Genomic DNA, 25,581 nt, shown 5'->3' on the forward strand with positions numbered 1-25,581 from the left:
GTGGACGTGGTGGGGCTGATCGAGGGGGATCCGGGGGCGATGAGTGTCCTGCGGGCGGCCGCCCGCTTGGGGCTTGCGGACTGGTGGGTCGGCGCGGGCTTCGTACGCAATCGGGTCTGGGATGCTCTGTGTTCTGTTCCGGCGGCGCCGGAACGTGACGTGGACCTGGTGTACTTCGACCCGGCCGATCCGGACCCGGCCGGGGACGAACGTGCCGAGGCCCGGGCCGGGCTGCTCCTGCCCGGGGTGCCGTGGGAGATCCGCAATCAGGCGCGGATGCATCTGCGCAACGGTGACGAGCCGTATTCGTCGTCTTTGGACGCGATCTCGCGCTGGCCGGAGACGGCGACGTGCGTGGCGGTGACGCTGCGGGGCGGGTTCGTTCACCTGGCGTCCGGTCACGGCCTGGACGATCTGCTGGAGATGGTGGTGCGTCCGTCACCGGCCTTCGACAATCCGGCGGGCCGGGCGAAGGTCCGCGGCCGGGTGCGGGCGAAGGGTTGGCTCGATCGGTGGCCGGGCCTGCGGCTGGAGGTCTAGGCGAGCGCGCGTGCCATCGTCGAGGATGTCGTGGCGAGTTCCGGCCGGGCCGGGAGGAACAGCGTCGTCACGCCGAGGTGCTCGTTCATGGCCGCGAGTGGTAGCTCGTGGCGCATGTCGGCCTGGTTTCGCAGGCCGCGGATGATGACGTCACCGTGGTGGGTGCGGCAGTAGTCGACGGTGAGGCCGGACCACGCCGCGGCATGGACGTTGTCCCAGTCCGGCGGCAGCATCGCGCGCAGGTGCGTGACGCGGTCGTGCTGCGTCGCGGTCGGGTTCTTGTCGGCGTTGACCGCGACCAGCACGGTGACGCGGGTGAACAGTCGGCGTGCCCGGTCGACGACGTCGAGGTGCCCGGCGGTGAACGGATCGAACGTGCCGGGGTAGACGGCATGAGGTGGCATACCGCTGAGCCAACCGGCGCCGGCGCCCGATCGACAAGCTTGTATGCGATGTCTCACACGTGCCGGCGATCGATCGCGATGATCAGGCGGTCGGGCGGGCGGGGATGGTGAAGGTCGTCGTGCGGCCGTCGTGGTGCAGCCGGTAGTCGCCGGGGAAACCGCGGACCCGCAGGTGGCCCGTCTGGTCGGTGCGCATGGTGGTCGGCGGGAGCCACCACTCCCCCTTGATCAGGTCGCGGAGGGCGTCGTAGGCCGGTTTCGGTGTGCCGTCCGGTCGGACCAGGCCGGCCGGGGCGCCGAGCCAGGCCCCGACGTCGGTGATCCCCCAGTAGGTGATGGCCTGCACGGCCGGGTGTCCGACCAGCGTCCGGTAGTGGCGGACGATCTCGTCGGCCTGCCGTTGCTCGCCGTCGGGTGTGGACGGCCAGGACGGTGGTTGGAAGTCGTTGAGGTCGTCGATCTCCGGTGGCATCAGGTCGCCGGAGAGCAGGGTGGTCTCGGTCATGTGGAGCGGCAGTCCGTAGCGGGCGAACCGGTCGAGAGTGGCCAGGGTGCGTTCCTCGCCCCAATATCCCTGGTGCATGTGGCTCTGCAGGCCGAGCGCGTCGATCCGGATGCCCGCTTCGAGGACACCTTCGATCAGGCATTCGTACGCCGTGGACATGTCGAAGTCGTTGAGTAGCAGGGTGGCCGTGGGGTTGGCGGCCCGGGCCTCCTGGAAGGCGAGGCGGACGGTGGCGATCCGGCCGCGTTCGAGGGCGAGCCGGGTGATCGCGTTGGGGTGTTTCTCGTTGTCGAAGACCGGCATGATGACGGCTTCGTTGATGGCGTCCCAGGTGTCGACGACGGGTGTGAAGTCGGTGACCTCGCGCCTGATCCGGGCCCGCACCACCCCTTCCACCTCGTCGGTGGTCAGCTCGCGTAGCCAGTCGGGCGCCAGGGTGTGCCAGACGAGTGGGTGCCCTTTGACGCGGGCGCCCCGGTCGGCGAACCAGCGGGCGGTCCGTTGCAGCCGCTCGGTGCGGGGTCGGTCGCGCTCCGGCTCGAAGTCGGCCCAGTAGAACGGCAGGGTGGCGGTGTTGAAGACGTCGAACCACAGGTCGGCGAGTCGGTCGAGCTCGGCCTCCCCGTTGGCCACCGGGACGAAGTCGAAGCCGATGTTGCCGAACGAGAAGGCGTGCTCCTGTTGCTCGACGACGACGTCCTGGTCGACCAGGGGTCGTCCGTCCGCGTCGAGCACGGTGAGAAGGGTTTCGCCGATCCGGTCCTGCACGGGCTGCCTCCTGTCGCCGGTCCGCCCGTAGCGTAGAAGCCGAACCGCCCCGGAGTCCACCGCAACTTCCAATCGATTCCGGAAGTTACGGAGGCGGGCGGACCGGCGACAGAGATCGGCTGCGGTGCCGTCAGCCCGGCTGGTGGCCGAGTTGCACCCGGTCGGCGAGCCCGGCCGCGGTGAACGCCTTCGCCAGCGCGTCGCGGCCCTCGGTGAAGTGGGCCCAGCTGTCGAAATGCACCATGACGACCCGGCTCGCGCCGAGGATCCGGGCGGCGTCGGCGGCCTGCGCGCTGTCCAGGGTGAGCAGTGCGCCGTCGAACAGCCCGGTCCGCACCGCTCCGGCGAACAGCACCGCCGTGTCGATCGGGCCGAACCGGGCGGCGATCTGCTCGACCAGTTCGAGGGCGGCGTTGTCGCCGCTGACGTAGACCGACGGCAGCCCGTCGCCGGTGAGCACGAATCCGGTGACCTCGCCGGTGATCGGCTCGCAGCCCTCGGGACCGTGCCGGGCCGGGACCGCGGTGATCGTCACCGCGCCGACCTGCAGGGACTCCCACGGGGCCAGGCCGCGGGCGGTGCCGCCGAGCCGGTCGGCGCCGCCGGGCGTGGTGACGGTGAGTGGGACGTCGGCGAGCAGGGCGCGGCCGGAGTCGTCCAGGTTGTCCGGGTGCTGGTCGTGGGAGAGCAGGACCACGTCGATGCGGCCGATGGTGTCCGGGGCGGCCGCGGGCGGGGTCAGCTTGGTGAGCGTGACGCCGCTGGGTGAGGGGTAGGTGCGGGGCTGGTCGAAGGTGGGGTCGGTGAGCACCCGGAGCCCGCCGTACTCGAACAGGGCGGTGGGGCCGCCGAAGGTCTGGACGGGGATCGCGTCAACCATGGAAACCTCACGGATAGAAGGGCTGTCATCCGTGACGCTAGCCGTTTGTCACGGATGAACGCAAGAAGTACCGTGAGGCGGGTGATCCCAGCAGCACCCGGCGCCGACCGGCACCCCGGCCTCGACCTGGCCAACAGCCGGCTCTCCATGCCCGGCGACCAGATCGCCGACCTGCTCGCCACCCCCGAGGACGCGACCCGCTGGCTGATCGAGCGCGATCTCGCCCCGGCCGACAGCGTGCTCTACGAGGTGTGCGCCGACCGGCTGCGGACCCTGCGGGCACGGATCCGGGAACTGTTCGCGGCCCACCTCCAGGCAGTCGAGCCGCCGGCCGAGGCACTCGCCGCGATCAACACGGCGATCAGCCGGGTGCCGACCGCCGCGCCGTTGCGCTGGGATCGCTCGCAGGGCCTGTACCGGGCCACCCCACACCCCACCGACCAGGTCGTCGACCACGCCCTCGGCGTGCTGGCGGCCGACATCGCCGACCTGCTGACCAGCCCGGACGCCGCGCGACTGACCGCGTGCGACTCCCGGCCGTGCATGCGCTACCTGCTGCGCACCGGCCGCCGGCACTGGTGCTCGGTGCGCTGCGGTGACCGTGCCCGCGCGGCCCGCGCCTACGCCCGGCGTACCCGGTGACGCGGGCCGCAGCCCTATCCTCGAAACCGTGACACAGGTGACCAACCCGTTGCGCCGGCTCACGCTCGACCGACTTCGGGCCCGGACCAGCGAGAAGTGGCGGGTCTATCCGGATGACGTGCTGCCGATGTTCGTGGCCGAGATGGACGTGCCGCTCGCCGAACCGATCGTCGACGCGGTCACCGCCGCCATCCGGGACGGCGACACCGGATATCCGGCCGGCACCGGGTACGCCGAGGCGTTCGCCGACTTCGCCCGCGAGCGGTGGGCCTGGGACGGCCTGGCCGTGGACCGCACCACCATGGTCGCCGACGTCATGCAGGGCATCCTCGAAGTCCTCGACGTGATCAGCGACCGGACCGACACCGTCGTGATCAACAGCCCGGTGTACATGCCGTTCTACGACTTCGTGCGGCACACCGGCCGCACCGTCGAGGAGGCACCGCTCGGCGCCGACGGCCGGATCGACCCCGCCGCCCTGGAGACCGCGTTCCGGACGGCCGCGAAGCGTGGGGCGCGCCCGGCCTATCTGCTGTGCAACCCGCACAACCCGACAGGTGTCGCGCACACCGCGGACGAGTTGGCCGCGGCCGCCGACCTCGCCGCCCGGCACGGGGTGCGTGTGGTGTCCGACGAGATCCACGCGCCGCTCGTGCTGTCCGGTGCGCGGTTCACCCCGTACCTCAGCGTCGCCGGGACCGGGAACGCGTTCGCCGTACTGTCGGCGTCGAAGGCCTTCAACCTCGCCGGGCTGAAGGCCGCGCTCGCCGTCGCCGGGCCGGACGCCGCCGACGATCTCGCGCGGATCCCCTGGTGGGCGAAGGAGAGCCCGAGCCACGTCGGGGTCATCGCGCACACCGCCGCCCTCCGCGACGGCGGCGACTGGCTCGACGCGCTGCTGGTCGGCCTCGACGACAACCGGCGGCTGCTCACCGGACTGCTCGCCGAGCATCTGCCGGAGATCGGCTACCGGCCGGGCGAGGCCACCTACCTGGCCTGGCTCGACTGCCGCGCGCTCGGCCTCGGTGCCGACCCGGCCGCGGCCTTCCTCCACCGTGGACGGGTCGCACTCGCTTCCGGCCCGGTCTTCGGCACCGGCGGCGCCGGCCACGCCCGCCTCAACATCGGCACCTCCCCGGAACTGATCACCGAAGCGGTCCGCCGGATGGCCTCGGCCATGGCACCGCTAACCTGAGCCCGGTGGGGATCGCATCGCGAATCAAGGACATGGCCGAGGCGGCACTGCTGACCGAAGCGTCGGTCACCGCGGTCGATCACATCAGTGCCGATTTCGTACGGTTGAAGCTGCACTCACCGGCGCTGCGGACGGCGCGCTGGACCGCCGGGACGAAGGTGCAGCTGCGGCTGCCCGGCGACGGGTGGACGATGCGTACGTACACGCCGCTGAACTGGGATGCCGCCGAGGGCCGGACCGAGTTGCTGGCCTACCGGCACGGCCACGGCCCGGCGAGCACCTGGTGTGGCGAGGTCGCGGTCGGTGACGGCATCAGGTTCATGGGCCCGCGCCGCTCGATCGACGCGCCGGCCGCCGGTGAGCGGATCCTGTTCGTCGGCGACGCGTCCAGCGTGGCCCTGGCCTGCGCCTTCACCACGACCGGTGCCGAGGTGACCCACCTGTTCGAGGCGGCCGCGCCCGCGCTGCTCGCCGAAGCCCTGCAGACGCTGTCGCTGCCCGCCGAGGTGTGCGCCACCGACACGCTCCTGGACCGGTTGCGCGCCCTCGCGCCGACCGTGCCCGTCCCGTACCGCCTGATCGTCACCGGCAACGCGGCCACGGTCCACGCCGTGCGCCGCGACATCCGCGACTGGCCCGCTCCCCCGCCCAAGATCGTCGGCAAGGCGTATTGGGCGGCCGGCCGCACCGGCCTCGACTGAGCTATCCCACGGCGGTCTCGTCCTCGGTGAGAACGGCGCGTAGTCGGCGGGTGAGGCCGACCACCCGAGGGTCGGTACGGTCGGGTCCGCCGCGCAGCCGGTCGGCGTCGGCGAGTAGTCCGGCTGATTCGTGATGTCGGCCGTGTGCCTCGGCGAGTTCGGCGGCGCTTACCGTGACCGCCGCGAGGATCGGCCGGTCTCCGGTCGCCGACACCCGGGCCCCGCGTAGCGCCTTCTCGGCATCCGCCGTCTCGCTCAGCAGCAGGCAGAGCGAGACCCGGGTGACGCCGATCAGAGCCCGGCCGCGCTCGGTGGCCGGTGCGGCGTCGTCGACCAGTCTCCGCGCTCGGTCCAGGTTGCCGAGTCGCATCTGGACCAGCGCGTCGTGTGCGTCGACCAGCGCCGCGATCTCCGGGTCCGCGGCGCGCCGGGCCCGTTCGCGGGCGGCGACGATCGTCGCCGCGGCCTGCTCGGTGTCGCCTCGTCGCAGGTGCAGGTCGATCCAGAGCAGGTCGTGATGGAGTCGGTCGCCGAGGGCGGGCGGGCCGAACCCGGTGGTCGACGTCCGGGCCTCGTGCAGGTCGGCGACCGCCCCGTCGAGGTCGGTGTAGCGCCGTAGCCGGGCCCGGATCGGCAGGACCGCGGCCCGGGCCCATCGGTCACCGGACTGTTCGAACCCGATCAGGGCGGCCTCCACGTGGGCATGCATCCGGTCCAGGGCGCCGGTGTTCTCGGCGATCTCGGCCAGGAACATGTCGGCCAGGGCGGCGGTCCAGGTGTCGTCGGTGGCGGCCAGCCGCTCGAAGCTGTCGACGGCGGTCCGCTCGTCCTGCAGGAAGAGCAGGATCGGGCCGAGCACCCGATGGTGGCCCGGCAGGTTCGGGGTGGCGAGCAGGCGCCCGGCCAGCTCACGCATCTCCGCCCGGTCCCGTTCGGCTTCGCCGGCGCTGATGCCGGACTGCGCGGCGGCCCGGTTGAGCAGGTACAACGCGCGGGCACAGTCGCTTGCGGAGGTCGCCGCGATCGGGGCTCGGCCCAGCCAGTGGACGGCGTCGGGGTGACGGCCGGACATCTGCCAATACCAGCTGAGGGTCAGGGCCAGGTCGGTCGGGTCGCCGACCGTGCTCAGGCGTTGGAGGGCGGCGAGCGTGTTGTCGTACTCGGCCCGGATGCCCGTCATGGCCGTCAGCTGGCCCGGGCCGCGCAGGTGTGGCTCGTGGCCGGCGACGAAGGCGGTGAAGTGGGCGGCGGCCAGGTCGAGGACCGTGTCGAGGTCGCCGGTCGTCCGCAGGCGGTCGGCGCCGTACTCGCGGATGGTCTCCAGCATGCGGTACCGGCCGGTCTCCGGGATCAGCTGTAGCAGCGACCGGTCGACGAGGGCGGCGAGCAGGTCACGGATCTCGGTGGCGGGCACGGTGGTGCCGACGCAGACGGCGGCCGCCGATGCGGCGGTCACACCGCCGGGCAGGACGGCGATCCGTTCGGCGACGGTGCGTTCGTGGTCGTGGAGCAGGTCCCAGCTCCAGGCGATGACCGCACGTAACGTCCGATGTCGGTGTGGTGCGGTACGGCTGCCGGTGCTGAGCAGCTGGAACCGGTCGGAGAGCCCGTCGGCCAGGGCCGGCAGTGACAGGGTGCGCAGCCGGGCGGCGGCCAGTTCCAGGGCGAGCGGCAGACCGTCGAGAGCGGTCACCACCCGTACGACATCGGGCTCGGTGCTCTGGTCGAGCCGGAAGCCGGGACGGACGGCGATCGCCCGTTCCAGGAACAACCGGATCGCGTCGGGCAGCGTGAGCGGGGTCAGCGGCACGAGCGTCTCGCCGTCGATGGCGAGCGGTTCGCGGCTGGTGGCCAGCACCCGCAGTCCGCGGCAGCGGGTCAGCAGGACGGTGGTCAAGTGGGCGACGGCGTCGATCAGGTGCTCGCAGTTGTCGAGCAGCAGAACCGTGTCCCGGTCGGCGAGTTCGGCGGCGAGCCGGTCCCGATCGTCGTCCGGGCCGTGGTTGCGGGCGTCGAACATCCGGCCGGTCCGCAGTCCGAGCCCGGCGAGCACGGCGGCGGCGACCTTCGCCGGTTCGGTGACCGGTGCCAGGTCGACGAACCGGACGCGGTCGGCCGGTTCGAGGCGGCGGGCGGCCTCGAGGGCGAGCCGGGTCTTTCCGGCGCCGCCCGGGCCGATGACCGTCACCAGGCGTGCGGAGGTGAGCCGGGTTCCGACCCGGGTGAGATCGTCGGCCCGGCCGATGAAGCCGGTCGTCGGGGCGGGCAGCCCGGGCGGGCGGGTGCGGTGGACGGTGGCGCCGGAATCCGGGGTGCGGAGCAGGCGTACGTGGCGTTCCCGGAGCGCGGTTCCCGGGTCGACGCCGAGACGGTCGGCCAGGGCGGTCCGGAGCCGGTCGTAGACGGCCAGCGCCTCGGGTTGCCGGCCCTGCACGGCCAGCGCGTCCATCAGCAGCGCGGCCGCGCCCTCATGGCCCGGATGCTCGGTGAGCAGCCGGGTCAGGTGGGTCTCGGCCGTATCGGGTCGGCCCAGTGTCAGTTCCGCCTCGGCCAGATCGGTGACCGCGTCGACCGACAGCGCCGCCAGCCGGGTCGCGACCGCGGGCGCGACCGCGGCGATGATCGCGGGCTCGGCGCCCGGCCGGTCGCCCCACCGGGTGACGGCCTCGTCCAGCGCGGCCCGGGCCGCCTGAGGGTCGCCGGCCCGCAGCCGCTCGCGGCCGGCGGCGGTGAGCGCCTCGAAACGCAGGACGTCGACGTCGGCGGGATCCACGGCCAGCCGGTAGCCGCCGGGCGCCGGGCCGATCAGGTCACCGACCGGGCCGGTGGGGGTGAGGGCGCGACGCAGCCGGGACACCAGATTGTGCAGCGCGGCGGTCGGAACGGCCGGCGGGTCCTGCGGCCAGATCGCGTCGACCAACACAGCGGGGTCGACCGGGTGCCCGCCGGCGAGCGCCAGCCGCACGAGCAGAGCTCGCAGGCGGGCGCCGGCGATCGGAAGGACGGAGTCACCCCGCGACACCCGGAATGCGCCGAGCAACGTGACGCCGAGCCGTTCCACTCCCGAATCCTCGCGCGTTTCAGCGTCAGAACCCAAACCGTGACAGCGGCGTGGGAGCGCGGTGGGAGCGGGCCCGTTCAGTCTTCGCTGACCGAATCGACACAGGAGGGCTCCATGACCACCCCAGTCACCATCATCGGCGCCGGGCTCGGCGGCCTCACCCTGGCCCGGGTCCTGCACGTGCACGGTGTCCCGGCCACGATCTACGAGGCCGACGCCTCCCCCACCGCACGAGCTCAGGGCGGCATGCTCGACATCCACGACTACAACGGGCGACTCGCGGTCGAGGCGGCCGGTCTGATGGACGGGTTCCGGGCCATCGTCCTGGACGGACGGCAGGCGATGCGGTTCCTGGCCCCGGACGGCACGTTGTTGTTCGAGAAGACCGACGACGGTACGGGCGGACGCCCCGAGGTGCAGCGCGGGGACCTGCGGCGGCTGCTGATCGACTCGCTTCCGGCCGGGACGGTCCGGTGGGGGCGCCGGGTCGACGCGGTGGGCACGCTGGGGGACGGCCGGCACGAGGTGCGTTTCGCCGACGGGTCCACGGTCGTGACCGGCCTGCTGGTCGGCGCGGACGGTGCCTGGTCGAAGGTCCGGCCGCTGCTGACCGGGGCGCTGCCCGAGTACGCCGGTGAGGCGTTCGTCGAGACCTACCTGTACGACGCGAGCGTGCGGCACCCGGAGCAGGCGGCCTTGGTGGGCGCCGGGACGATGTTCGCGCCGGCCGACGGAGCGGCCATCACGGCACATCGGGAGAGCGGTGACACGCTGCACGCGTATGTCGCTCTCACTCGCCCGCTGGACTGGTTCGACACCGTCGATTTCACCGACCGGGCCGCGGCCACCGCGCGGATCGCCCGGGAGTTCGACGGCTGGGCGCCGCAGCTGACCGCGCTGATCACCGCCTGCGACAGCCCGCCGGTGCTACGCCCGCACCACACCCTGCCGCTCGGGCTCCGCTGGGACCGGGTGCCCGGCGTGACCCTGGTCGGTGACGCCGCGCACCTGGTGCCGCCGAACGGCGAGGGCGCCAATCTGGCCATGCTCGACGGCGCCGAACTTGGCCGGGCCGTCGCCGCGCATCCGGGTGATGCGGAGACCGCCCTCAGCGAGTACGAGGCGGCGATGTTCCCGCGTACGGCCGAGGTCCCGCAGGGTGAGGACCTGATGGCGAGCCTGTTCGGCGACAACCCGCCCGACGCCGTGCGCGCGTTCGTCGCCGAGCAGGGCGAGGTTCGGTAGGGCACCTTCGACGGGTCGGGCCGGACGGTCGGCTGGTGACACCGGGTCGCGGGTCGGTTCAGTGACGCGGATCGGCTGATCCGGGCCCGGGCCGCCCGGCGTAATGGTTCGGGTTCCGGCGGTGTTCAGTTTCACAGGGTGACCACAGCACCGCGTGATCGCGGATGGGTGCGGCCGGTCGGGAAAGCGGTCAGTGAAGCTCCGAACCGGACACCCCGGCCAGAAACCATTACTCACCGTGACCGGATCGGCGAGTGGGGGTGCTCCCGGGCTCGGCTATCAAGGAGGGGCGGCGGGCACCTGCTCGCCGGACGTGCCGACCCGGACCACGCCGAGCCCTGCCCCGGTCCGGCGGCACGTACCCACATGACGAGTCATGAGGCGATCGGGGGCAGGGACGGGGGAACCACATCGGTCCCCGTCCGGTACGCCATAGCGGCGGGCCGGGCCGGACCTCGGGGTGAAGCCGCACATCGCGGCCGGGCGATCCTTCGCGCCCGAACCCGACAGCTAACCTCGCAGGCGTGCCGGAGGGATTCCTTCACCGTGCGCATGAGCACCTTCGGCCGGCACACCCGTTCTCTGGGAGCCGGCAGCATCGCCCTGTCCGTTGGTCTCGGTCTCCTGACCGGCGGGCTCGGCACCCCGCAGGCGGTCTCCGCCGCCCCGCCGCAGCCGGTCTCCGCGGCCCCGCAGCCGGTCTCCGCCGCCCCGCAGCCGTCGATCGGCACCGTCACCGCCACCGACGTCGCCATCGAGAAGGAGGCGGCCGGTGACCTGGTGGTCACCGAGGCGGCCCGGCACCGGGGCGCGCCCTACCGGTACGGGGCGGTCGGGCCCGACCGGTTCGACTGCTCCGGTTTCACCATGTACGTCTACCGCAAGACCGCGGGCCGCAAGCTCCCGCACAAGGCGCACCTGCAACAGCGGTACGGCACGGCGGTCGGCAAGGCCGACGCCCACCCCGGCGACCTGATCATCATCCGCCGCGGCTCGTACGGCACCCACGCCGGCATCTACGCCGGCGACGGGACGATGTGGTCCGCGCCACGCACCGGCAAGACCGTGACCAGGCAGAAGATCTGGAGTTCGAACTACGTCGTGCGGCGCCTGGTCTGACCGAAGGTCGAGCCCCGGCCGGCGCAGTTCGTTTCGACCGTTCACAGCGGGGCAGTCGGGAGTCCATGAGATTCCGGAACGCGGTCGTCGTGGTCACCGGGGCGTCCAGTGGGATCGGCCGGGCGACCGCGTCGGCGTTCGCGGGTGAGGGCGCCGTGCTGGTGCTCGCGTCGCGGAGCCGGTCGGCGTTGGAGGACGTGGCCCGTGAGTGCCGTGCGCTGGGTGTCGAGGTGCTGGTCGTGCCGACCGACATCGCGGACCCGGCGGCGGTCGGCGGGCTCGCCGGGGCCGCGGTGCGCCGGTTCGGGCGGATCGACATCTGGGTCGAGGCGGTGGCGGTCGGGATCGCCGGGCCGCTGGGCTCGGAGTCGGTCGAGGAGATCCGCCGGCTGGTGGACACCAACGTCTTCGGGACCGTGCTGTCGGCCCGGGCGGCGCTGACGGTCTTCCAGCGGCAGGGGCACGGGCGGCTCGTACTCGTCGGGTCGTTGTTGTCGATCTTCCCGAATCCGCTGGTCCCGTTGTATTCGATGAGCAAGTTCGCGATCCGCGGGCTGGCGCTGAACCTGCAGCAGCAGGTCGCCGGGCAGCCGCGGATCCGGGTCGGGCTGGTGCTGCCGGGGCCGGTCGACACGCCGTTCTTCCAACGGGCCGCGAACCACACCGGACACCGGCTGCGGGCCATCCCGCCCGCGTACGCGCCGGAGCGTCTCGCCGCACGGATCCTGGCCGTGGCGCGGCGCCCGCGCCGGCAGGTGACGACCGGGGTGGTGTCACATCTGGCGCTGGTCGCGCACCGGCTCGCGCCCCGGGCCACCGAGGCGGTGGTGGCCCGGTGGAGCGCGACGTTCGTGACCGGGCCGCAGCCCGCCGCGGCGGGGCCGGGTGCCCTGTTCGAGCCGCCACCGGCCGGCTCGACGCACGGCGGCTACCGCCGGGGCCGGATCCGGCGACGACTCGGCGAACGTCTCGGCCTCGGATCACCCCCGACGTGACGACGACGAAGAACGGCTTCAGATCACGCCCGGGAGGACAGCGGTGAACAACGGCCACTGACCGGGCCCGGGAAGACAGCGCTGAAGAACGGCCTCGAATCTCGGCGGTGAAGGTCGGCCTCAGACCGCCTCGAGGATCAGCGCGGAGCCCTGGCCGCCGCCGCCACAGATGGCGGCCGCGCCCAGGCCGGTGAACCCGCGGGCCAGGGTGCCGACGATACGGGCGCCGGACGCGCCGATCGGATGACCGAGAGCGATCGCCCCACCGTGGACGTTGACGATCGCCGGGTCGGTGCCGAGCGCGTCGACGGCGGCGACGGCCACCGCGGCGAACGCCTCGTTGATCTCGATGCGGCCCAAGTCGGACGGTGCCGCGCCGAGCCGGGCGAGGGCGGCGTGGACGGCGTACGCGGGTTGCCGGTGCAGGCGAACGTCCGGGCCCGCGACCATCGCCGTCGCCGCGATCCGGGCCATCGGGGTCACCCCGTGCACGGCCGCGGCGGCCGTGCTCATCAGCACGAGGGCGGCGGCGCCGTCGGTGATCGGTGAGGAGTTCCCGGCCGTGATGCTGCCGCCCGCCGCGAACGCCGGCCGCAGTCCGGCCAGGGTCGCCACGGTGGTGTCGGGCCGTACCCCGTCGTCGGTGTCGACGATCCGGTCGCGGACGGTGATCGGTGCGATCTCGCCGGCCAGGAAGTCCCGTGACGCCGCCGCGAGCCGGTGCGATCGGGCCGCCCAGGCGTCCTGACCGGCGCGGTCGAGGCCCAGTTCGGTGTTGCCGTCCTCGGTGGACGCGCCCATCGAGCGGTGTTCGAAGGCGTCGGTGAGGCCGTCGTGTTCGAGGGTGTCGAGCGCCTCGATCGCGCCGTAGCGGGTGCCGGTCCGGCCGTGCCAGGCGTGCGGGGCGAGCGACATCGACTCCATGCCGGCGGCCACCACGATGTCGGCGCGTCCGGATTCGATCAGCGCGGCACCGGAGGCGACCGCTTCCAGTCCGGACAGGCAGACCGCGTTGATCGTGGTCGCGGGTGCGCCGAGCGGGATCCCGGCGGCGACGGCTGCCTGCCGGGCCGGGTTCTGCCCGGCCAGCCCCTGCAGGACCTGACCGGCGACGACCCGCTGCACGGCGTCGGCCGGGACACCGGCGTGGGCGAGCGCGGCCCGGATGGCGTGGGCGCCCAACTCCACGGCGGAGATCCGCGCCAAGGCGCCGGAGAATCTGGTGAAGGGGGTACGGGCGAAACCCGCGATCACCGCGCTCATGCGAGATCCACCGTGAAGCCGGTACCGGTGACGGCCAGGACGGCGTCGACGGTCTGGCCGTCGGCGAGCCGGCGCAGGACCAGCCCGTCGGCGGTGACGTCGAAGACGGCCCGGTCGGTGATGATGCGGTCGACGACTCCGGCGCCGGTCAGCGGCAGGGTGCACCGGTCGACGATCTTCGGGGTGCCGTCCTTGGCGACGTGTTCGGTGACGACCAGGACCCGTGGGGTGCCGGCGACCAGGTCCATGGCGCCGCCCATGCCCTTGACCAGCTTGCCGGGGATGGTCCAGTTGGCGAGGTCGCCGTTGGCCGCCACCTGCAGCGCGCCGAGGATGGCGGTCTGCACGTGGCCGCCGCGGATCATCCCGAACGAGGTGGCCGAGTCGAACACCGAAGCGCCCGGCAGCAGGGTGACGGTCTGTTTCCCGGCGTTGATCAGGTCGGGGTCCTCGTCGCCGTCGTACGGGAACGGACCCATCCCGAGGATGCCGTTCTCACTCTGCAGCGTCACCCGTACCCCGGCCGGAAGGTTGTTGGCGACCAGGGTGGGGATGCCGATGCCGAGGTTCACGTATTGGCCGTCGGTCAGTTCGGCGGCGGCGATGGCCGCCATCTCGTCACGCGTCCACACGGGACCGCACCGTCCTCTGTTCGATGTCCTTCTCGTGGATCTCGGAACGGACCAGGTGATGCACGTAGATCCCCGGCGTGTGGATGTCGTCCGGATGCAGGAAACCGTCCTCGACGAACGAGGACTCCGCGATGGTGATCCGGCCGGCGGTCGCCACCAGCGGGTTGAAGTTGCGGGCGGTGAGCCGGTATCGCAGGTTGCCCGCGAGGTCCGCGCGATGGGCGCGGACCAGGGACAGGTCGGCTTGGATGGCGCGCTCGAGGACCGTACGAACGCCGTCGAAGTGCTCTTCGGGTTTGCCGTCGGCGACCGGGGTGCCGGCGCCGGTCGGGGTGTAGAAGGCGGGAATGCCGGCGCCGCCGGCGCGTAACCGCTCGGCGAGCGTGCCCTGCGGGACGAACTCGACGTCGAGTTCACCGTCCAGGTACTGCTGGGCGAACAGTCTGTTCTCGCCGACGTAGGAGGCCAGGACCTTGCTGACCTGCCGGTTCTCCAGGAGCAGGCCGAGGCCTTTGCCGTCGACGCCCATGTTGTTGCTGACGATGGTGAGGTTCTTGACCTCGGAGTCGCGTAACGCGGTGATCAGTGAGGTGGGGATGCCGGACAGGCCGAAGCCCCCGACGGCCACGGTCATGCCGTCCCGGGCGACGGCGGCGACGGCTTGCGCCGCGCTGTCGACGAGTTTGCTCATGGCCGGGCACGGTAGAGGCCTGTGCCCGGCACGTCGGAGAACCGGTCACTCAGCGGCCGCGATGGGCACCAGTTGCTCATAATGTGAGCATGCAGGGTTCACAGCTGGTCGGACGGGTGGCCGCGGTGCTGCGCCGGGTCGGGTCGGGCGCGGCCGACGGCGTGACCACGGCGGACGTGGCGGCGGCGACCGGGCTGCCGCGGTCGACGGCACAGCGGGTGCTGGCGGCGCTGGCCGAGGAGGGGTTCGTCGACCGGGACGCGCGCCGCGGCCGCTGGTACCTGGGTCCGGAACTGTTCCTGCTCGGGTCGGTGGCGGCGGAACGCTACGACGTGACGTCGACCGCCCGGGACATCCTGCGGTCGCTGGCGGCCCGGACCGGGGAGAGCGCCTTCTTCTCGGCGCGGCGCGGTGACGAGACGGTGTGCCTGGCCGCAGTGGAGGGCAGTTTCCCGCTGCGGTCGCACGTGCTGCACGAGGGCATCCGGTTCCCGCTCGGTGTGGCGTCGGCCGGGCTGGCCGTCCTGGCCTACCTGCCGGTCACCGACGCCGCCGACTACGTGCGGTCGCGCGGTGCGGAACTCGCCGCCGCCTACGGCGCGCAGCACGAGGAGGCGGTCCTGGCCCGGCGGGTGGCGGCCACCCGCAGACGGGGGTACGCGGTGAATCCCGGCCTGATCGTGCCCGGCAGCTGGGGTGTCGGGGCGGTGGTGTTCGACCGGGCCGGGTCACCGGCGTGGGCGTTGAGCCTGACCGGTGTGGAGTCCCGGTTCAACGGCGACCGCACGGCCCAGCTGGGCACGCTGCTGCTGGAGGCGGCGCACGCCCTGACCCAGCGGATCGCCCGTCGAGGCTGACCGGTCAGTCGTCGGCGGAGGCGCTGATCGCCCAGGTGAGGCCCTGGGCGGGGTCCTCCATTGCCAGGTACAGGTAGCACAGGTGCTCACCCGGCCGGCGCCACGTCACGCAGCGCAGACGCGCCACGAACGCGGGCACCGGGTCGCCGCCGGCCATCAGGCGCAGCACCCGCCAGACGGCGAGCCGCCCGGTGGCCTGACCGCCGCCCTCGGCGACGGCGTAGGGGCCGAAACCGGTCGCCAGGTGGAGCAGGTGCGGGTAAGCCCGGGCGAACGGCACCTCGGCGGCGCGGCACGTCTGCCGGTCGGCGGCGATCGTGGCGGCGGTCGCCCAGGCGGTCGCGCGGAACGCGTACGCCCGGATCGGTCGGTGCGGGTCGTTCAGACCCGCCAGGACCGGGACAGCCGGATGGTCCACCGCCTCGATCGCGACCGGCTCGGGCAGGGGGACGCCGCCGGGCAGATGCTCGATCAGCCAGCCCGGAAAGCACCACATCTGGCTGCCCGCGCTGCCCGTCGAGTGATACTCGGGGATGTCCCACTCGGGGTCCCAGTGGGCGGACTCCCACGGTTGCAGAACCAGCGGGATCTCCGCGGTGAGGACTCCGCGCAGGTCCTCACCGTGCAGCACCCGGGTCTGGGCGACCATCTCCCGGACCCGCGGGTGGGTCAGGTGCGGTGCGAGGTCACGCCACGGCCGCTGGGCGAGCACCTCCCACAGCGGCCCCGGGAAGCCCACCTCCTCGTCGGGGTAGAGCTCGGCCGCGGCGACCGCCACGGCCGGCGGCGCCTGCACGGCGAGCAGGTGGGCCAGCTCGCGCCGCTCACCCGGGACGGTCTCGTCGCCGTCGGCGGCCAGGGCGAGCAGATCCGCCCAGCGTCCCTCTTCGATCAACAGCGATCTGTTGCGGTACGAGGCGGTGGTCACCCGGACATACTGTCGGCGCATGCAGGAGCAGATCAACCGTATTGATGCGGAACGTCTACCCGACGACGTGGTCGCACTGATCGCGGCGCTGGGCCCCGGTGAGGAGTTGGTGATCACCCGTGCCGGGGTGCCGCTCGCGACGGTCCACGCGGCCACCGCGATCAGCGGGACCATCGTGATGCCGGACCGGCCCGCCGGGGGCGACCCGCTGCCTCCGCGGGCGGACGTGACGGTGGTGGCCACCGCGATGCGACTGCCCGAGGCGGCCCGCACCCGGTTGTCGGAGCAGCTCGGCGAGGACTACATCGTGGTCGACCTGCACTCCGCTCCGGTGACGGCCGATGTGGTGCTGGTGCCGCCGATCAGTCCACAGCTGATCGGCAACCTGCGGGCGATGTTCCCCCGGGCCAGGGTCGTCGTCACCGAGCTCGAGGACGAGAGTCTCGGCGTCAGCTACCCGGGCCCGATCCGGCGGATGCTCGAAGCGGGCGCCGAAACCTACCTGACCTCCGCCACGGTCCCCCAGTTGGCCAGGCGACTCGACCAGGCCGTCACGGCGACCCGGCCGCAACTCGACGCCCCGCGATAGCCGGTCAGGACGATCCGGCGCCGGGTGCCGGCGCGTCCAGGGCACGGAACTCGATCCATCGTCGACTCACGTCGCTCCAGATGACCTGCTGATCCGCGAAGAACCGGTCGAGTCTCTCCGGCTCCAGCTCGTCCGGCGGGGTGACGGTGAGGTAGTAGTCCATCTCGTCGCGGAGACGGTTGAGCCGATATTGGGTCTCCTCCATCAGCACCCACCGCGACCGCCAGTTGTAGAACGCCTCCAGCGACCCGAGAACGGTCACCGTCGCCACGAGCGGTAGCGCGATCCAGCTTCGCCCGGGAATCGCCTCGATCCCGAGGACCACGGTGGACAGGGCCGCCAGAACCAGCGAGGAGATCCGCACCCGCGAGGAGGCCCGCCGGAACCTGGTCTTACGGGAGTCCGCCCAGTCCATGTCCGCTGACACGAGCTCCCGGAAGTGGACCATCACCTCCCGCAACGGCAGGCCGGGTTGCCGGCCGGCCAACTCGAACAGGCCCTTCTCGGACGGCAGTGCGATCGGCTCGGACCCGCGTGTGCGCCACCACATGCCTCGAGACTGCCGCGACACCGGGTTGCTATCAAGAAACGATAAGCGTCTCGCAGCATGTCCGGCGAAGCCCGTACGGAGCGGTAATGCCGAGGCAACGATGATCAGCTCGATGTTCGATAATGACGTACACCACTGGACCGGGATGGCGGGATGGAAGCTGACGAACTTGCTGAGGTAGATCAACAGCTGAGAAGCATCTGCGTACAACGCGGGCTGGGATGGGTCGTATCGCAGGTCGATGGACTGATAAGTCAGGGACGCGACGCCTTCACCAGTGATGAGTCTTACTACCAGGGGCGGCCCGGCTACTCGAATGGATATCCACTTTTCGCGTCTGGTAACCGGCCTCCCCCCGCCAATCCGAGGTCTGTCCCGTTCACCCCGACAGACCAGACGCTGATGCTAATCGATGCGGTGCTGGCTATCTTCATCCACCTGCCGGCCATGCAGGCGACCGCAATACGCACGTTGCGCCAAGGATTCGAGGGGCGCGCCTCGGTCGTTGGATCGGTCTCCTTCGCTGACGAAGGTCAGGACCAAGCGGTCACCACGATCAGCGACGGCGAGGACATCGACTATGAAGCCCTGATAGCCACATTGCGACGGCTGCGCGAGGAGGTGGCCCCGACATGAGAGTCAAGGTCCAGGACCTGCTGACGGAGTTGGACACCAACCTCGCCGGGATACGGCATCCGTACACGTCAGCGTCATCCGCCGACCGGATCTACGAGGTCTATGCTTTTTCGATGGTGATCTCCGCGGCGGTCAAGGCGGGAGGTGAAGTGCGCTACTACGCGGGCTCGCAGTACTTCGCCAAAGAGGTCAAGGATCTCGAATTCCGAGGCGCGCCGGGAGTGATTCACGCCCCGAACCAGCGTTGGACCTTCGCGACTCTCAATTTCGGTGTTGCGCCGCTGCTCGAGGTTCACCTCCGGGTCAAGATCGTCGGTGGCAGAACCAAGACCGAGGGCGAGTGCGACATTCTCATCCTGGACCATCACGCTGCGGGGACGAGCCGGGCCAAACGTCAGTCGCCGGCTGCTTCGAAGTGCCTCGCGGTGATCGAGTGCAAGTTCTACAGCACTACCCTTCCGGTGGCATTGGGCCGCGAGTTCGCCAACCTCTGCCGAGACCGGGGGCAGAGGTTGCTCGGATACTTCGTCTCCAACCAGACGGGCCCACAAGCTTGGAAGACTCTCGCCGCGGAGCCGAACGCCATCTGCGAATTCGGTGTACGGCCAGGCGATCCGCGAGCTCAACACCTGGAGACCCTGCTGCGTGAGGCCTTCAAGCGGCACGTTGTCCTCTATGACCCCGATCATGTCGTCTGACGGCAACACCGAGCGCGGCTGACGCTCAGCCCGGGACGGATCACTCCTCGGTTGGCGGGGCGGGTGGGCGGTAGGGTGCCGGTTCATCCACCGTCTCACCGCGGACAGGACCACCATCGCCGACCCGAGGTAGGGCCTCGCGGGTTGATGGACCTCGTTACGCGCGGGCCGGGACGCGGGCGGTGACAAGGGACAGTGCGGGCAGCGCCACGGTCAGTGCCGCGGCTCCGGCGAGCAGGAAACCCGAGGTGGGGCTGGTCAGTTCGGCGAGGGCGCCGGCTGTCGAGGCGCCCGCGGCGGTGCCGACCGCGGTGGCGGTGGCCAGCCAGGAGAAGGCCTCGGTGGTGGTGCCCGGTGGGGCGCAGCGGTCGACCATCGCGTAGGCGGTGGCCAGGATCGGGGCGATCATCGAACCGGCCACGGTGATCGTGACCGCCGCCGCCACCTCCGACGCCGAGGCCGGGGCCAGCAGCAGGTGGCCGGCGGCCAGGGCGGTGAGCAGCACGGCGAAGGAGCGGCCGCCGGTGGCGCCACCGCCCAGGCGGGCGGCGACCACTCCACCGGCCAGCGAACCGACACCCCACAGGCCCAGCAGCAGGCCCGCGGCCGGACCGGCGGAGGCGGCCACCGCCACCTCGGTCGCACCGAACAGGACACCGACGCCGATCATCACCGTCACCAGGGTGCGCATGGCCGGGGAGGCGAGGGCGTTGCCGCCGGTCCGTCGGGTGCGGGCCGGGCGCCAGGCGCGGGAGGCCGAGGACAGGGCGAACAGCGTCGTGGCCGCGATCAGCACCACGCCGGCCGCCGTCAACGCGCTGCCGGTGCCGGCCAGAGCGCCCAGTGCCAGGGCCAGCGGTGGGCCGCAGACCCAGGTCAGCTCGGTGGCGGCGGCGTCCACGGCGTACGCCCGGCGCTGTCGGTCTTGACCGTGATGGATGGTCGGGATCAGGGTGCGCAGGCACGCCCCGATCGGAGGGGTCGCGAAGCCGATCACCGTGGCCGGCGCCAGCAGCAGCGGCAGTGGTGTCCCGGGCGGCATCCGGGCCACGGCGACCAGCGCGAACCCGGTGAGGATCGCCGAGCCCAGCAGCACCGCGGTCTGTCCGCGGCGGTCGACCAGGCGGCCCAGCAGCGGTCCGCCGACACCCTGGGCGACGGCCAGCGCGCCGGTGGCCGCACCGGCCGCGGCGTACGAGCCGGTCAACTGTTCGATGTGCACGAGCAGCCCGATGCTGAAGGTCGCCAGTGGCAGTCGGGCGACGATCGACGTGGAGAAGAGCATGGATCCACCCTGATCCCGAACTGGTACAAAGAACAGATCCAGTGAGGCGGCGGAAAAGGGGTCCAGTGGAGCTGCTGCTGAACGTCTCGAAGAACCTGCCGGGCACCCTCGGTGCGCAGATCCGCAGCCGGATCCGGGACGCCGTCCGAGACGGGAGCCTGCGGGCCGGCACCCCGGTGCCGTCCACTCGTGAGCTGGCCCGGCAGCTCGGTGTCTCCCGCAAGGTCGTCGTCGACGCGTATGCGCAGCTCACCGCCGAGGGATACCTGGTCACCAGGCAGGGCGCGCAGCCGCGGATCGCCGCCGGGCCGTTTCCGGACGCCGCCGCGGCGCCTCCGGCGGCCGCCGCCGGCCGGCCGGTGCGGTTCGACTTCCGGCCCGCCCGGCCGGATGTCTCCTCGTTTCCGCGGGCGGCGTGGGCTCGCTGTCTGCGGGACGCCCTCGCTGAGATCAACATCGACGATCTGGGGTACGGCGACCCGTTCGGCGTCGACGCGATGCGCGACGGGCTGGCCGACCACCTGGGCCGGGTGCGCGGGGTGGTGGCCGACCGCGACCGGATCGTGGTCACCGGCGGTTACCTGCACGGGCTCGGGCTGATCGGCCGGGCCCTCGCTGCCCGGGGCGCACGACGAATCGCCTGCGAGGATCCCGGTGGTACGGACGAGGCGCGGATCGTCGCCCGGTCCGGGCTGGAGGCGGTCCGCGTACCCGTCGATGATCTCGGTCTGCGGGTTGATCTTCTGGCCGCAGCCGAGGTCGACGCGGTGATCCTGACGCCGGCACACCAGCACCCCACCGGGGTCGTGCTGGCGCCGGAACGCCGGACCGCGTTGATCGCCCTGCTACGGGCGACCGGGGCGATCGCGATCGAGGACGACTACGACGCCGAGTACCGGTACGACCGGCCGGCGGTCGGTGCGCTGCAGGGTCTCGATCCGGCGCATGTGGTGTATGCCGGGACGGTCAGCAAGGTCCTGGCTCCGGCGCTGCGTCTGGGCTGGATGGTGCTGCCGCCGGCGCTGGTCGAACCGGTGCGCTCCCAGTGTGACCACGGTGGCGCCCGGATCGAGCAGCTCGCGTTCGCGCACTTCCTGCGCCGGGGTGAGCTGGACCGGCACCTGCGGCGGATGCGTGTCCGGTATCGCCGCCGCCGGGATGCGCTGGTCGCCGCCCTGGCCGAGTCGCTGCCGTCCGGGCGGGTCTGCGGGATCGCGGCCGGGCTGCACGTCACCGTCGAACTACCGGACCACGTCGACGAGGCGGCGGTGGCCGCCGCCGCCCGGGGCCGGGGCATCGCGCTGGCCACGATGGGTGACTACGCCTCCGGCGGTGGGCGGCCGCCCACGCTGATCCTCGGCTACTCGCAGATGACCGAGGCCCGGCTGCGGGCCGGGGTACGCGAGCTGGCCACGATCGTCCGCCTCACTCCCCCGTCCCGGCCGGTAGCGGGGGGCTTTCCGGGAGCCGGAACAGCGACATCACCAGCAGTACCAGGCCGCCGAGGATCAGGGCGGTCGTGATCGCCGGGCGGGCGCGGGTCCAGTCCGCCTCGCCCGCCGACCAGGACGGTGGGTACGGGACCGCGGCGATTCCCGAGTCCCGGCGGACGTCCTGGGACAAGGCCCGTGCCCGGGCCTCCGGTGCGGTCGGCGGTGGGAGCCACCCGAACTCCTCCTGCTCGGGCTGCGCGTCCTGCCGTACCCGGGAGGAGGTGTCGGCCGCCCGTAGCAGGGCGTCGACGTCGATGTGCGCCATCGTCTCCTCCGTCCTCGCCCGGCGCTGTTCGGCGACGACCGGGTCCTCTGTCGGCTGGAGGGGTTCGATCCTGCTCAGGCAGTTGAAGCCGATCAGCGCCAGCGCGATGATCGCGAGTAGTCCGGCCGCGGCGGGGCGGAGCATGCCTCGGGTTGTCAGGGCGGCGTTCGCGGCCACGCACAGTGCGGCGATGGCCAGCGAGACCGGCATCAGGACGAGCAGGCGGATCCGCGGATCGGCCGGGATGTCGTCACCGAGGAACAGTGGTGGGCTGGTCGCGACGTCCACCCCGAGGGCGAGGAAGAACAGGCCGATCAGCGCGCCGGGGAGGTGTCGCCACTTCAGTAGCCTTTCGACCCGGCCCAGGACCGCGGCGGCCAGTGCGGCGGCGCCGGCGACCACGAGGACCGCCTCGACGACGAGGGCGCTGCCCGGTGTCTTGAATCGGCTTTCGCCCCAGTCTCCGCCCGCGACCTCGGTCGACCAGCCGAAACCGCCGGTCCGGTGGTCGGCCAGGAAGGCGGCAGCGGTCAGGAGGGCCAGCCCGGTGAGTGCGGTGTGATGGGTCCATCGGCGCGGCGCCGGAGCCGGGCTGAGGGCGGCAAGGGCGAACAGGGCGGACATCGCGATCGCCCCGCAGTACGGCACCAGCCGGTAGTCGAAGAAGACCGCGGCCACCTGCAGGCCCGCGGCCAGCACGAAGGTCAACCTGAGGCACCTCGACACGTCCACCCGACGATGGTGCCGGTGCGGGGTGCGGTGGGGCATCGGGTGCGGAGCCGACCGCCTCCACAAAACGGACGAATCGGTGAGACCTCCGGTCGGGTGGATTGGCACCCTTGCGTTGCGGCCCGGGCCGGTAGGGTGGGCGCGAGAGCGGGGAGGCCCAAGGATGGAGTGGGAGATCGCCGTCGTGGCGGCGCAGTCCGACAGCGTGGCGTACAACCTCGGTGCCGCGGTCGGCCGGATCCTGTGTTGCCTGATCCTCGTCGGTGGGATCGTCGCGATCGTCATGCGAGTGGTGCGTGGGCGTTCGGCGACCAAGGGCTTCCAGCAGCCGCCATATCCGCCGCCGGGTTATCCGCCGACCCCTGGGCAGCAGGGTTTCCATCCCCCGCCGGGGAGCCCACCACCGGGTTACCAGCAACCGCCGCCGGGCTACCCGTCGCCCGGATACCCTCCCCCGCCCGGATACTCGCCCCCGCCCGGTCATGAGCAGCCGCCATCCGGATACCCGCCGCCCGGATACCCGCCCTCGCCGGGCAATCAGCAACCGCCGACCGGATACCCGACGCCTGGCAATCAGCAACCGCCGCCTGGATACCCGCCGCCGCCGGGGCAGCAGCCGCCTCCGCCCGGCTATCCGCCTCAGCCGTACTCGCCGCCGCCCGGCGAATATCCACCGCCCGGCGAGTACCCGCCGCCGACGGATCCGCCCTACCCGCCGCGGCCCTGACCGTCGCAGCCCTGACCGCCGCAGCCCTACCCACCGCGGCCCTGACCGTCGCAGCCCTGACCGTCGCAGCCCTGACCGTCGCAGCCCTGACCGTCGCAGCCCTGACCGTCGCAGCCCTGACCGCCACAGTCCTGAGAGCATGCAGATGTCCCGAAGGTCGCATCCCGTTCGAGGGCCCTCGCGCCAGCGCGGCCGCAACGGACCGCCGTCCAGGTCAGGACGCGGGCACGATCAGATCGCCGGCAGGGTTGCGACATCCCCGTAGAAGCGGCTGATCTTCTGGACGGCGGCTTCGAAGGCGTCGAGTTCCATCGGCTTGGTGACGAACGCGTTGGCGTGCCCGGCGTAGCTGGCCACGATGTCCGGAACCGCGTCGGACGTGGTCAGCACGACCACCGGGATCGCGGTCAGAGCCTCGTCGCTCCGGATGTGGGCGAGCACCTCACGGCCGCCCATTCGCGGCATGTTCAGATCGAGCAGGATGAGGTCCGGCCGTGCCGCCTCGGCGAATTCGCCCTCTCGACGCAGATATTCCAGGGCCTGCCCGCCGTCGATCACCCGATGGACGACGGGTGGGATCGAGGCTTCCTGGAGCGCTTCCTCGATCATCATCGCGTCCGCGTCGTCGTCATCGACGATCAGGACGTCAAGAGCTCGCATACTGGTCACAATCGCTCACTTTCCGTAAGAATCCACACGAACGTGAACGCTTGCAGTGGTGCAAACAATAGCGGCATGCCGGCGATCCGGATATCCCGGCGCCGGCATGCCGCGAAATTCCGCCCGCCCGTCCATCCGACGGGCGGGCGGCGAGGTGTCACATCCCAGCACAGAGGCCGGTGTCAGGCCGCCGAGCAGAAGCCATTGGCAGAGCGCCGCAGCAAAGGCCAGCGGCGGGCCGTCCGAGCGGAAGCCGCTGGCAAACGGCGTGGCGGCGACTGGCGACAGCCCGCCCCCAGCGGAAACCACTGGCAGAACGCCGTAGCGAAGACCGGCGACAGCCCACCCGAGCGGAAACCACCGGCAGAACAACATAGCGAAGACCGGCGACAGCCCACCCGAGCGGAAACCACCGGCAGAACGCCGCGGCGGAAGGTCGGAGTCAGTCCGCCAGGGCGAAGGTCATCGCCTGCGGCACGGTGTCGAACGTCGGGAAGACCGTCTCCAGCCGGGCTGCCTGCAGCACCGACCGGAAGAACGGTGGCGTGGCGGCCAGCAGCAGGTCCCCGGACTGCCGGCGAGCAGCTTCACGGGCGGCGATCAGCACGCCGAGCCCGACCGAGTCGACGGCCGCGACCCGCCGGAGGTCCACGATGATCCACGGATGCTCCACGAGCGCCTGCCCCAGCGCCGTTCGGAGTTGGCCCGCCGCGGCGAGGTCGACGTCCCCGACGATCCGGACGACCGATGCGCCGGCCAGCGTGCGAACCACGATCTGGGCTACTTCGTGCTCGTCTATGAGTGGGACGACCCCCATGATCACTCCTCACCACGTTTTCGCAATTCCGCCGGTTTCCACCTTTCCCCGAGGGGACTGCGATACTCCCCCGATCACATGACAGTTACATGACGATTCCGTCCACATCGTCGCCGGCACGGCTGCCCTATCTCGACGGTCCCGGCGATGTCTGCCCGTGCTCGACCAGGTGGATCTCCGCGCCGTTTCGCGGCGGGCGGCGTCGTTCCGATGACGAGGGTCCGACGTGCGGCGTCAGAACTTCGGCCGCACCGGGTCCGGGAGCGTCAGCGTCGTCTCGATGATCGTCACGGGCGGCACCGTACCAACGAATCGTTCTGCTCAGGATGTCGTCGCCGGGGTGAACAGGTTGATCAGGGTGCCGTCGGGATCGCGGAACAGTAGGGAGCGGTTTCCCCACGGCATCGTCGTCGGTGGCTGGACCGGCTCGCCGATGGTGTCGCGCAGCCGCGCGAATTCGGCGTCGACGTCGTCGACCCGGAATTCGACGATGGCCGTGCGGTTGCTCGCCGGTTCGGCCGAGCCCTCGCCGAAGAGCCGGACCGTGGCGGCCCCGCCGATCGCGAGGGTGGCGCCGGGGAGCACGATCTCGCTGAAGTCGGGGGTGTGGCGTCGGGCGGGCCGCCCGGTGACGATCTCGTAGAAGTCGGTGAGGCGGGCGACGTCGCCGGTGATGACCCGGACCGAGGCGAACTGCACGATGTTG

At 71.8% G+C, this 25,581-nt stretch carries 27 protein-coding genes and 1 riboswitch; of the genes, 13 read left to right on the forward strand and 14 right to left on the reverse strand.

The window, feature by feature from the left end:
• Positions 1-540 (forward strand): nucleotidyltransferase family protein, encoded by a 540-nt coding sequence (locus tag Q0Z83_RS17880; RefSeq protein ID WP_317795081.1) that lies wholly within the window; start codon positions 1-3, stop codon positions 538-540.
• On the opposite strand, the gene coaD is transcribed toward Q0Z83_RS17880, so the two are convergent.
• The 3 genes from coaD to Q0Z83_RS17895 all read right to left on the reverse strand — a co-directional run bounded on the left by coaD (position 537) and on the right by Q0Z83_RS17895 (position 3,097).
• Entirely contained in the window at positions 537-944 is a 408-nt protein-coding gene (gene coaD, locus Q0Z83_RS17885) for a pantetheine-phosphate adenylyltransferase (RefSeq protein WP_317795082.1), read from the reverse strand. The genes Q0Z83_RS17880 and coaD overlap by 4 nt on opposite strands.
• A gap of 82 nt (positions 945-1,026) precedes the next feature.
• Positions 1,027-2,217: an endo-1,4-beta-xylanase gene (locus Q0Z83_RS17890; RefSeq protein ID WP_317795083.1), complete on the reverse strand. Its 1,191-nt coding sequence runs from the start codon at positions 2,215-2,217 to the stop codon at positions 1,027-1,029.
• A 130-nt stretch (positions 2,218-2,347) separates the two neighbouring features.
• Positions 2,348-3,097: an MBL fold metallo-hydrolase gene (locus Q0Z83_RS17895; RefSeq protein ID WP_317795084.1), complete on the reverse strand. Its 750-nt coding sequence runs from the start codon at positions 3,095-3,097 to the stop codon at positions 2,348-2,350.
• A gap of 54 nt (positions 3,098-3,151) precedes the next feature.
• Here Q0Z83_RS17895 and Q0Z83_RS17900 point away from each other — a divergent pair, with 54 nt between their 5' ends.
• From Q0Z83_RS17900 to Q0Z83_RS17910, 3 genes are read left to right on the forward strand one after another with little or no spacing between them, the layout of a single operon-like run.
• Positions 3,152-3,739, forward strand: a complete 588-nt coding sequence (locus Q0Z83_RS17900; protein ID WP_317795085.1) for a CGNR zinc finger domain-containing protein — start codon at positions 3,152-3,154, stop codon at positions 3,737-3,739.
• A 28-nt stretch (positions 3,740-3,767) separates the two neighbouring features.
• Positions 3,768-4,934 (forward strand): MalY/PatB family protein, encoded by a 1,167-nt coding sequence (locus Q0Z83_RS17905; protein WP_317795086.1) that lies wholly within the window; start codon positions 3,768-3,770, stop codon positions 4,932-4,934.
• A 5-nt stretch (positions 4,935-4,939) separates the two neighbouring features.
• Positions 4,940-5,635, forward strand: coding sequence for a siderophore-interacting protein (locus Q0Z83_RS17910; RefSeq protein WP_317795087.1), 696 nt, complete (start codon positions 4,940-4,942; stop codon positions 5,633-5,635).
• Between the two features lies 1 nt (position 5,636).
• On the opposite strand, the gene Q0Z83_RS17915 is transcribed toward Q0Z83_RS17910, so the two are convergent.
• Entirely contained in the window at positions 5,637-8,696 is a 3,060-nt protein-coding gene (locus Q0Z83_RS17915) for a BTAD domain-containing putative transcriptional regulator (protein WP_317795088.1), read from the reverse strand.
• Positions 8,697-8,810: 114 nt separating this feature from the next.
• Here Q0Z83_RS17915 and Q0Z83_RS17920 point away from each other — a divergent pair, with 114 nt between their 5' ends.
• The 3 genes from Q0Z83_RS17920 (at position 8,811) to Q0Z83_RS17930 (ending at position 12,055) form a co-directional block, all read left to right on the forward strand.
• Positions 8,811-9,941: an FAD-dependent oxidoreductase gene (locus Q0Z83_RS17920; protein WP_317795089.1), complete on the forward strand. Its 1,131-nt coding sequence runs from the start codon at positions 8,811-8,813 to the stop codon at positions 9,939-9,941.
• 418 nt (positions 9,942-10,359) lie between these two features.
• Positions 10,360-10,481, forward strand: a riboswitch (cyclic di-AMP (ydaO/yuaA leader).
• A gap of 12 nt (positions 10,482-10,493) precedes the next feature.
• Positions 10,494-11,060 (forward strand): C40 family peptidase, encoded by a 567-nt coding sequence (locus Q0Z83_RS17925; protein WP_317795090.1) that lies wholly within the window; start codon positions 10,494-10,496, stop codon positions 11,058-11,060.
• A 65-nt stretch (positions 11,061-11,125) separates the two neighbouring features.
• Positions 11,126-12,055, forward strand: a complete 930-nt coding sequence (locus Q0Z83_RS17930) for an SDR family NAD(P)-dependent oxidoreductase (RefSeq protein WP_317795091.1) — start codon at positions 11,126-11,128, stop codon at positions 12,053-12,055.
• Between the two features lie 120 nt (positions 12,056-12,175).
• Here Q0Z83_RS17930 and Q0Z83_RS17935 read toward each other — a convergent pair whose 3' ends face one another.
• Genes Q0Z83_RS17935 through Q0Z83_RS17945 form a run of 3 tightly spaced genes read right to left on the reverse strand, consistent with a single transcriptional unit; the run spans position 12,176 to position 14,641 of the window.
• Complete coding sequence (locus tag Q0Z83_RS17935) at positions 12,176-13,318, reverse strand: acetyl-CoA C-acyltransferase (protein ID WP_317795092.1); 1,143 nt, start codon at positions 13,316-13,318, stop codon at positions 12,176-12,178.
• A complete protein-coding gene (locus tag Q0Z83_RS17940; protein WP_317795093.1) occupies positions 13,315-13,950 on the reverse strand; it encodes a 3-oxoacid CoA-transferase subunit B in 636 nt (211 codons plus the stop codon). The genes Q0Z83_RS17935 and Q0Z83_RS17940 overlap by 4 nt, the downstream gene beginning before the upstream one ends.
• Positions 13,937-14,641, reverse strand: a complete 705-nt coding sequence (locus Q0Z83_RS17945) for a CoA transferase subunit A (RefSeq protein WP_317795094.1) — start codon at positions 14,639-14,641, stop codon at positions 13,937-13,939. The genes Q0Z83_RS17940 and Q0Z83_RS17945 overlap by 14 nt, the downstream gene beginning before the upstream one ends.
• An 89-nt stretch (positions 14,642-14,730) precedes the next feature.
• Here Q0Z83_RS17945 and Q0Z83_RS17950 point away from each other — a divergent pair, with 89 nt between their 5' ends.
• Positions 14,731-15,498 (forward strand): IclR family transcriptional regulator, encoded by a 768-nt coding sequence (locus Q0Z83_RS17950; protein WP_317795095.1) that lies wholly within the window; start codon positions 14,731-14,733, stop codon positions 15,496-15,498.
• Positions 15,499-15,502: 4 nt separating this feature from the next.
• Here Q0Z83_RS17950 and Q0Z83_RS17955 read toward each other — a convergent pair whose 3' ends face one another.
• Positions 15,503-16,447 (reverse strand): hypothetical protein, encoded by a 945-nt coding sequence (locus Q0Z83_RS17955; protein ID WP_317795096.1) that lies wholly within the window; start codon positions 16,445-16,447, stop codon positions 15,503-15,505.
• On the opposite strand from Q0Z83_RS17955, the gene Q0Z83_RS17960 reads away from it, so the two are divergent.
• Positions 16,446-17,015 carry a hypothetical protein gene (locus Q0Z83_RS17960; RefSeq protein WP_317795097.1) on the forward strand — a complete coding sequence of 190 codons (570 nt, stop codon included), beginning with the start codon at positions 16,446-16,448 and terminating at the stop codon, positions 17,013-17,015. The genes Q0Z83_RS17955 and Q0Z83_RS17960 overlap by 2 nt on opposite strands.
• 4 nt (positions 17,016-17,019) lie before the next feature.
• Here Q0Z83_RS17960 and Q0Z83_RS17965 read toward each other — a convergent pair whose 3' ends face one another.
• Positions 17,020-17,565, reverse strand: coding sequence for a DUF4231 domain-containing protein (locus Q0Z83_RS17965; protein ID WP_317795098.1), 546 nt, complete (start codon positions 17,563-17,565; stop codon positions 17,020-17,022).
• A gap of 153 nt (positions 17,566-17,718) precedes the next feature.
• On the opposite strand from Q0Z83_RS17965, the gene Q0Z83_RS17970 reads away from it, so the two are divergent.
• Together Q0Z83_RS17970 and Q0Z83_RS17975 are read left to right on the forward strand one after the other, a co-directional pair.
• Positions 17,719-18,201, forward strand: coding sequence for a hypothetical protein (locus Q0Z83_RS17970; protein ID WP_317795099.1), 483 nt, complete (start codon positions 17,719-17,721; stop codon positions 18,199-18,201).
• Entirely contained in the window at positions 18,198-18,899 is a 702-nt protein-coding gene (locus Q0Z83_RS17975; protein ID WP_317795100.1) for a hypothetical protein, read from the forward strand. Before Q0Z83_RS17970 ends, Q0Z83_RS17975 begins: the two co-directional genes overlap by 4 nt.
• 157 nt (positions 18,900-19,056) lie before the next feature.
• On the opposite strand, the gene Q0Z83_RS17980 is transcribed toward Q0Z83_RS17975, so the two are convergent.
• Positions 19,057-20,184, reverse strand: a complete 1,128-nt coding sequence (locus Q0Z83_RS17980; protein ID WP_317795101.1) for an MFS transporter — start codon at positions 20,182-20,184, stop codon at positions 19,057-19,059.
• 65 nt (positions 20,185-20,249) lie between these two features.
• On the opposite strand from Q0Z83_RS17980, the gene pdxR reads away from it, so the two are divergent.
• Entirely contained in the window at positions 20,250-21,707 is a 1,458-nt protein-coding gene (pdxR, locus tag Q0Z83_RS17985; protein WP_317795102.1) for a MocR-like pyridoxine biosynthesis transcription factor PdxR, read from the forward strand.
• On the opposite strand, the gene Q0Z83_RS17990 is transcribed toward pdxR, so the two are convergent.
• A complete protein-coding gene (locus tag Q0Z83_RS17990; protein WP_317795103.1) occupies positions 21,610-22,650 on the reverse strand; it encodes a hypothetical protein in 1,041 nt (346 codons plus the stop codon). The two genes, pdxR and Q0Z83_RS17990, sit on opposite strands and share 98 nt — an antisense overlap.
• Before the next feature lie 184 nt (positions 22,651-22,834).
• On the opposite strand from Q0Z83_RS17990, the gene Q0Z83_RS17995 reads away from it, so the two are divergent.
• The gene (locus Q0Z83_RS17995; protein WP_317795104.1) at positions 22,835-23,398 is read left to right on the forward strand and encodes a hypothetical protein; all 564 of its coding nucleotides are present in this window, start codon (positions 22,835-22,837) and stop codon (positions 23,396-23,398) included.
• A 231-nt stretch (positions 23,399-23,629) separates the two neighbouring features.
• Here Q0Z83_RS17995 and Q0Z83_RS18000 read toward each other — a convergent pair whose 3' ends face one another.
• The 3 genes from Q0Z83_RS18000 to Q0Z83_RS18010 all read right to left on the reverse strand — a co-directional run bounded on the left by Q0Z83_RS18000 (position 23,630) and on the right by Q0Z83_RS18010 (position 25,574).
• The gene (locus Q0Z83_RS18000; RefSeq protein WP_317795105.1) at positions 23,630-24,058 is read right to left on the reverse strand and encodes a response regulator; all 429 of its coding nucleotides are present in this window, start codon (positions 24,056-24,058) and stop codon (positions 23,630-23,632) included.
• Positions 24,059-24,500: 442 nt separating this feature from the next.
• On the reverse strand, positions 24,501-24,875 hold the full coding sequence (locus tag Q0Z83_RS18005; protein ID WP_317795106.1) for an STAS domain-containing protein: 375 nt from the start codon (positions 24,873-24,875) through the stop codon (positions 24,501-24,503).
• 321 nt (positions 24,876-25,196) lie between these two features.
• Positions 25,197-25,574 (reverse strand): VOC family protein, encoded by a 378-nt coding sequence (locus tag Q0Z83_RS18010; protein WP_317795107.1) that lies wholly within the window; start codon positions 25,572-25,574, stop codon positions 25,197-25,199.
• Positions 25,575-25,581 lie beyond the last annotated feature (7 nt).

This window comes from Actinoplanes sichuanensis (assembly GCF_033097365.1).
Classification (GTDB): domain Bacteria; phylum Actinomycetota; class Actinomycetes; order Mycobacteriales; family Micromonosporaceae; genus Actinoplanes; species Actinoplanes sichuanensis.

Bases quoted from the DNA above. Each gene is read 5' to 3' on its own strand.
- coaD (WP_317795082.1), bottom strand. From the start codon at position 944: ATGCCACCTCATGCCGTCTACCCCGGCACGTTCGATCCGTTCACCGCC.
- Q0Z83_RS17920 (WP_317795089.1), top strand. From the start codon at position 8,811: ATGACCACCCCAGTCACCATCATCGGCGCCGGGCTCGGCGGCCTCACC.
- Q0Z83_RS18005 (WP_317795106.1), bottom strand. From the start codon at position 24,875: ATGGGGGTCGTCCCACTCATAGACGAGCACGAAGTAGCCCAGATCGTG.
- Q0Z83_RS17955 (WP_317795096.1), bottom strand. From the start codon at position 16,447: ATGCGCCGACAGTATGTCCGGGTGACCACCGCCTCGTACCGCAACAGA.
- Q0Z83_RS18000 (WP_317795105.1), bottom strand. From the start codon at position 24,058: ATGCGAGCTCTTGACGTCCTGATCGTCGATGACGACGACGCGGACGCG.
- Q0Z83_RS17965 (WP_317795098.1), bottom strand. From the start codon at position 17,565: ATGTGGTGGCGCACACGCGGGTCCGAGCCGATCGCACTGCCGTCCGAG.
- Q0Z83_RS17975 (WP_317795100.1), top strand. From the start codon at position 18,198: ATGAGAGTCAAGGTCCAGGACCTGCTGACGGAGTTGGACACCAACCTC.
- Q0Z83_RS17900 (WP_317795085.1), top strand. From the start codon at position 3,152: ATGAACGCAAGAAGTACCGTGAGGCGGGTGATCCCAGCAGCACCCGGC.
- Q0Z83_RS17895 (WP_317795084.1), bottom strand. From the start codon at position 3,097: ATGGTTGACGCGATCCCCGTCCAGACCTTCGGCGGCCCCACCGCCCTG.
- Q0Z83_RS17960 (WP_317795097.1), top strand. From the start codon at position 16,446: ATGCAGGAGCAGATCAACCGTATTGATGCGGAACGTCTACCCGACGAC.
- Q0Z83_RS17995 (WP_317795104.1), top strand. From the start codon at position 22,835: ATGGAGTGGGAGATCGCCGTCGTGGCGGCGCAGTCCGACAGCGTGGCG.
- Q0Z83_RS17930 (WP_317795091.1), top strand. From the start codon at position 11,126: ATGAGATTCCGGAACGCGGTCGTCGTGGTCACCGGGGCGTCCAGTGGG.
- Q0Z83_RS17935 (WP_317795092.1), bottom strand. From the start codon at position 13,318: ATGAGCGCGGTGATCGCGGGTTTCGCCCGTACCCCCTTCACCAGATTC.
- Q0Z83_RS17925 (WP_317795090.1), top strand. From the start codon at position 10,494: ATGAGCACCTTCGGCCGGCACACCCGTTCTCTGGGAGCCGGCAGCATC.
- Q0Z83_RS17970 (WP_317795099.1), top strand. From the start codon at position 17,719: ATGGAAGCTGACGAACTTGCTGAGGTAGATCAACAGCTGAGAAGCATC.
- Q0Z83_RS17950 (WP_317795095.1), top strand. From the start codon at position 14,731: ATGCAGGGTTCACAGCTGGTCGGACGGGTGGCCGCGGTGCTGCGCCGG.
- Q0Z83_RS17980 (WP_317795101.1), bottom strand. From the start codon at position 20,184: ATGCTCTTCTCCACGTCGATCGTCGCCCGACTGCCACTGGCGACCTTC.
- Q0Z83_RS17945 (WP_317795094.1), bottom strand. From the start codon at position 14,641: ATGAGCAAACTCGTCGACAGCGCGGCGCAAGCCGTCGCCGCCGTCGCC.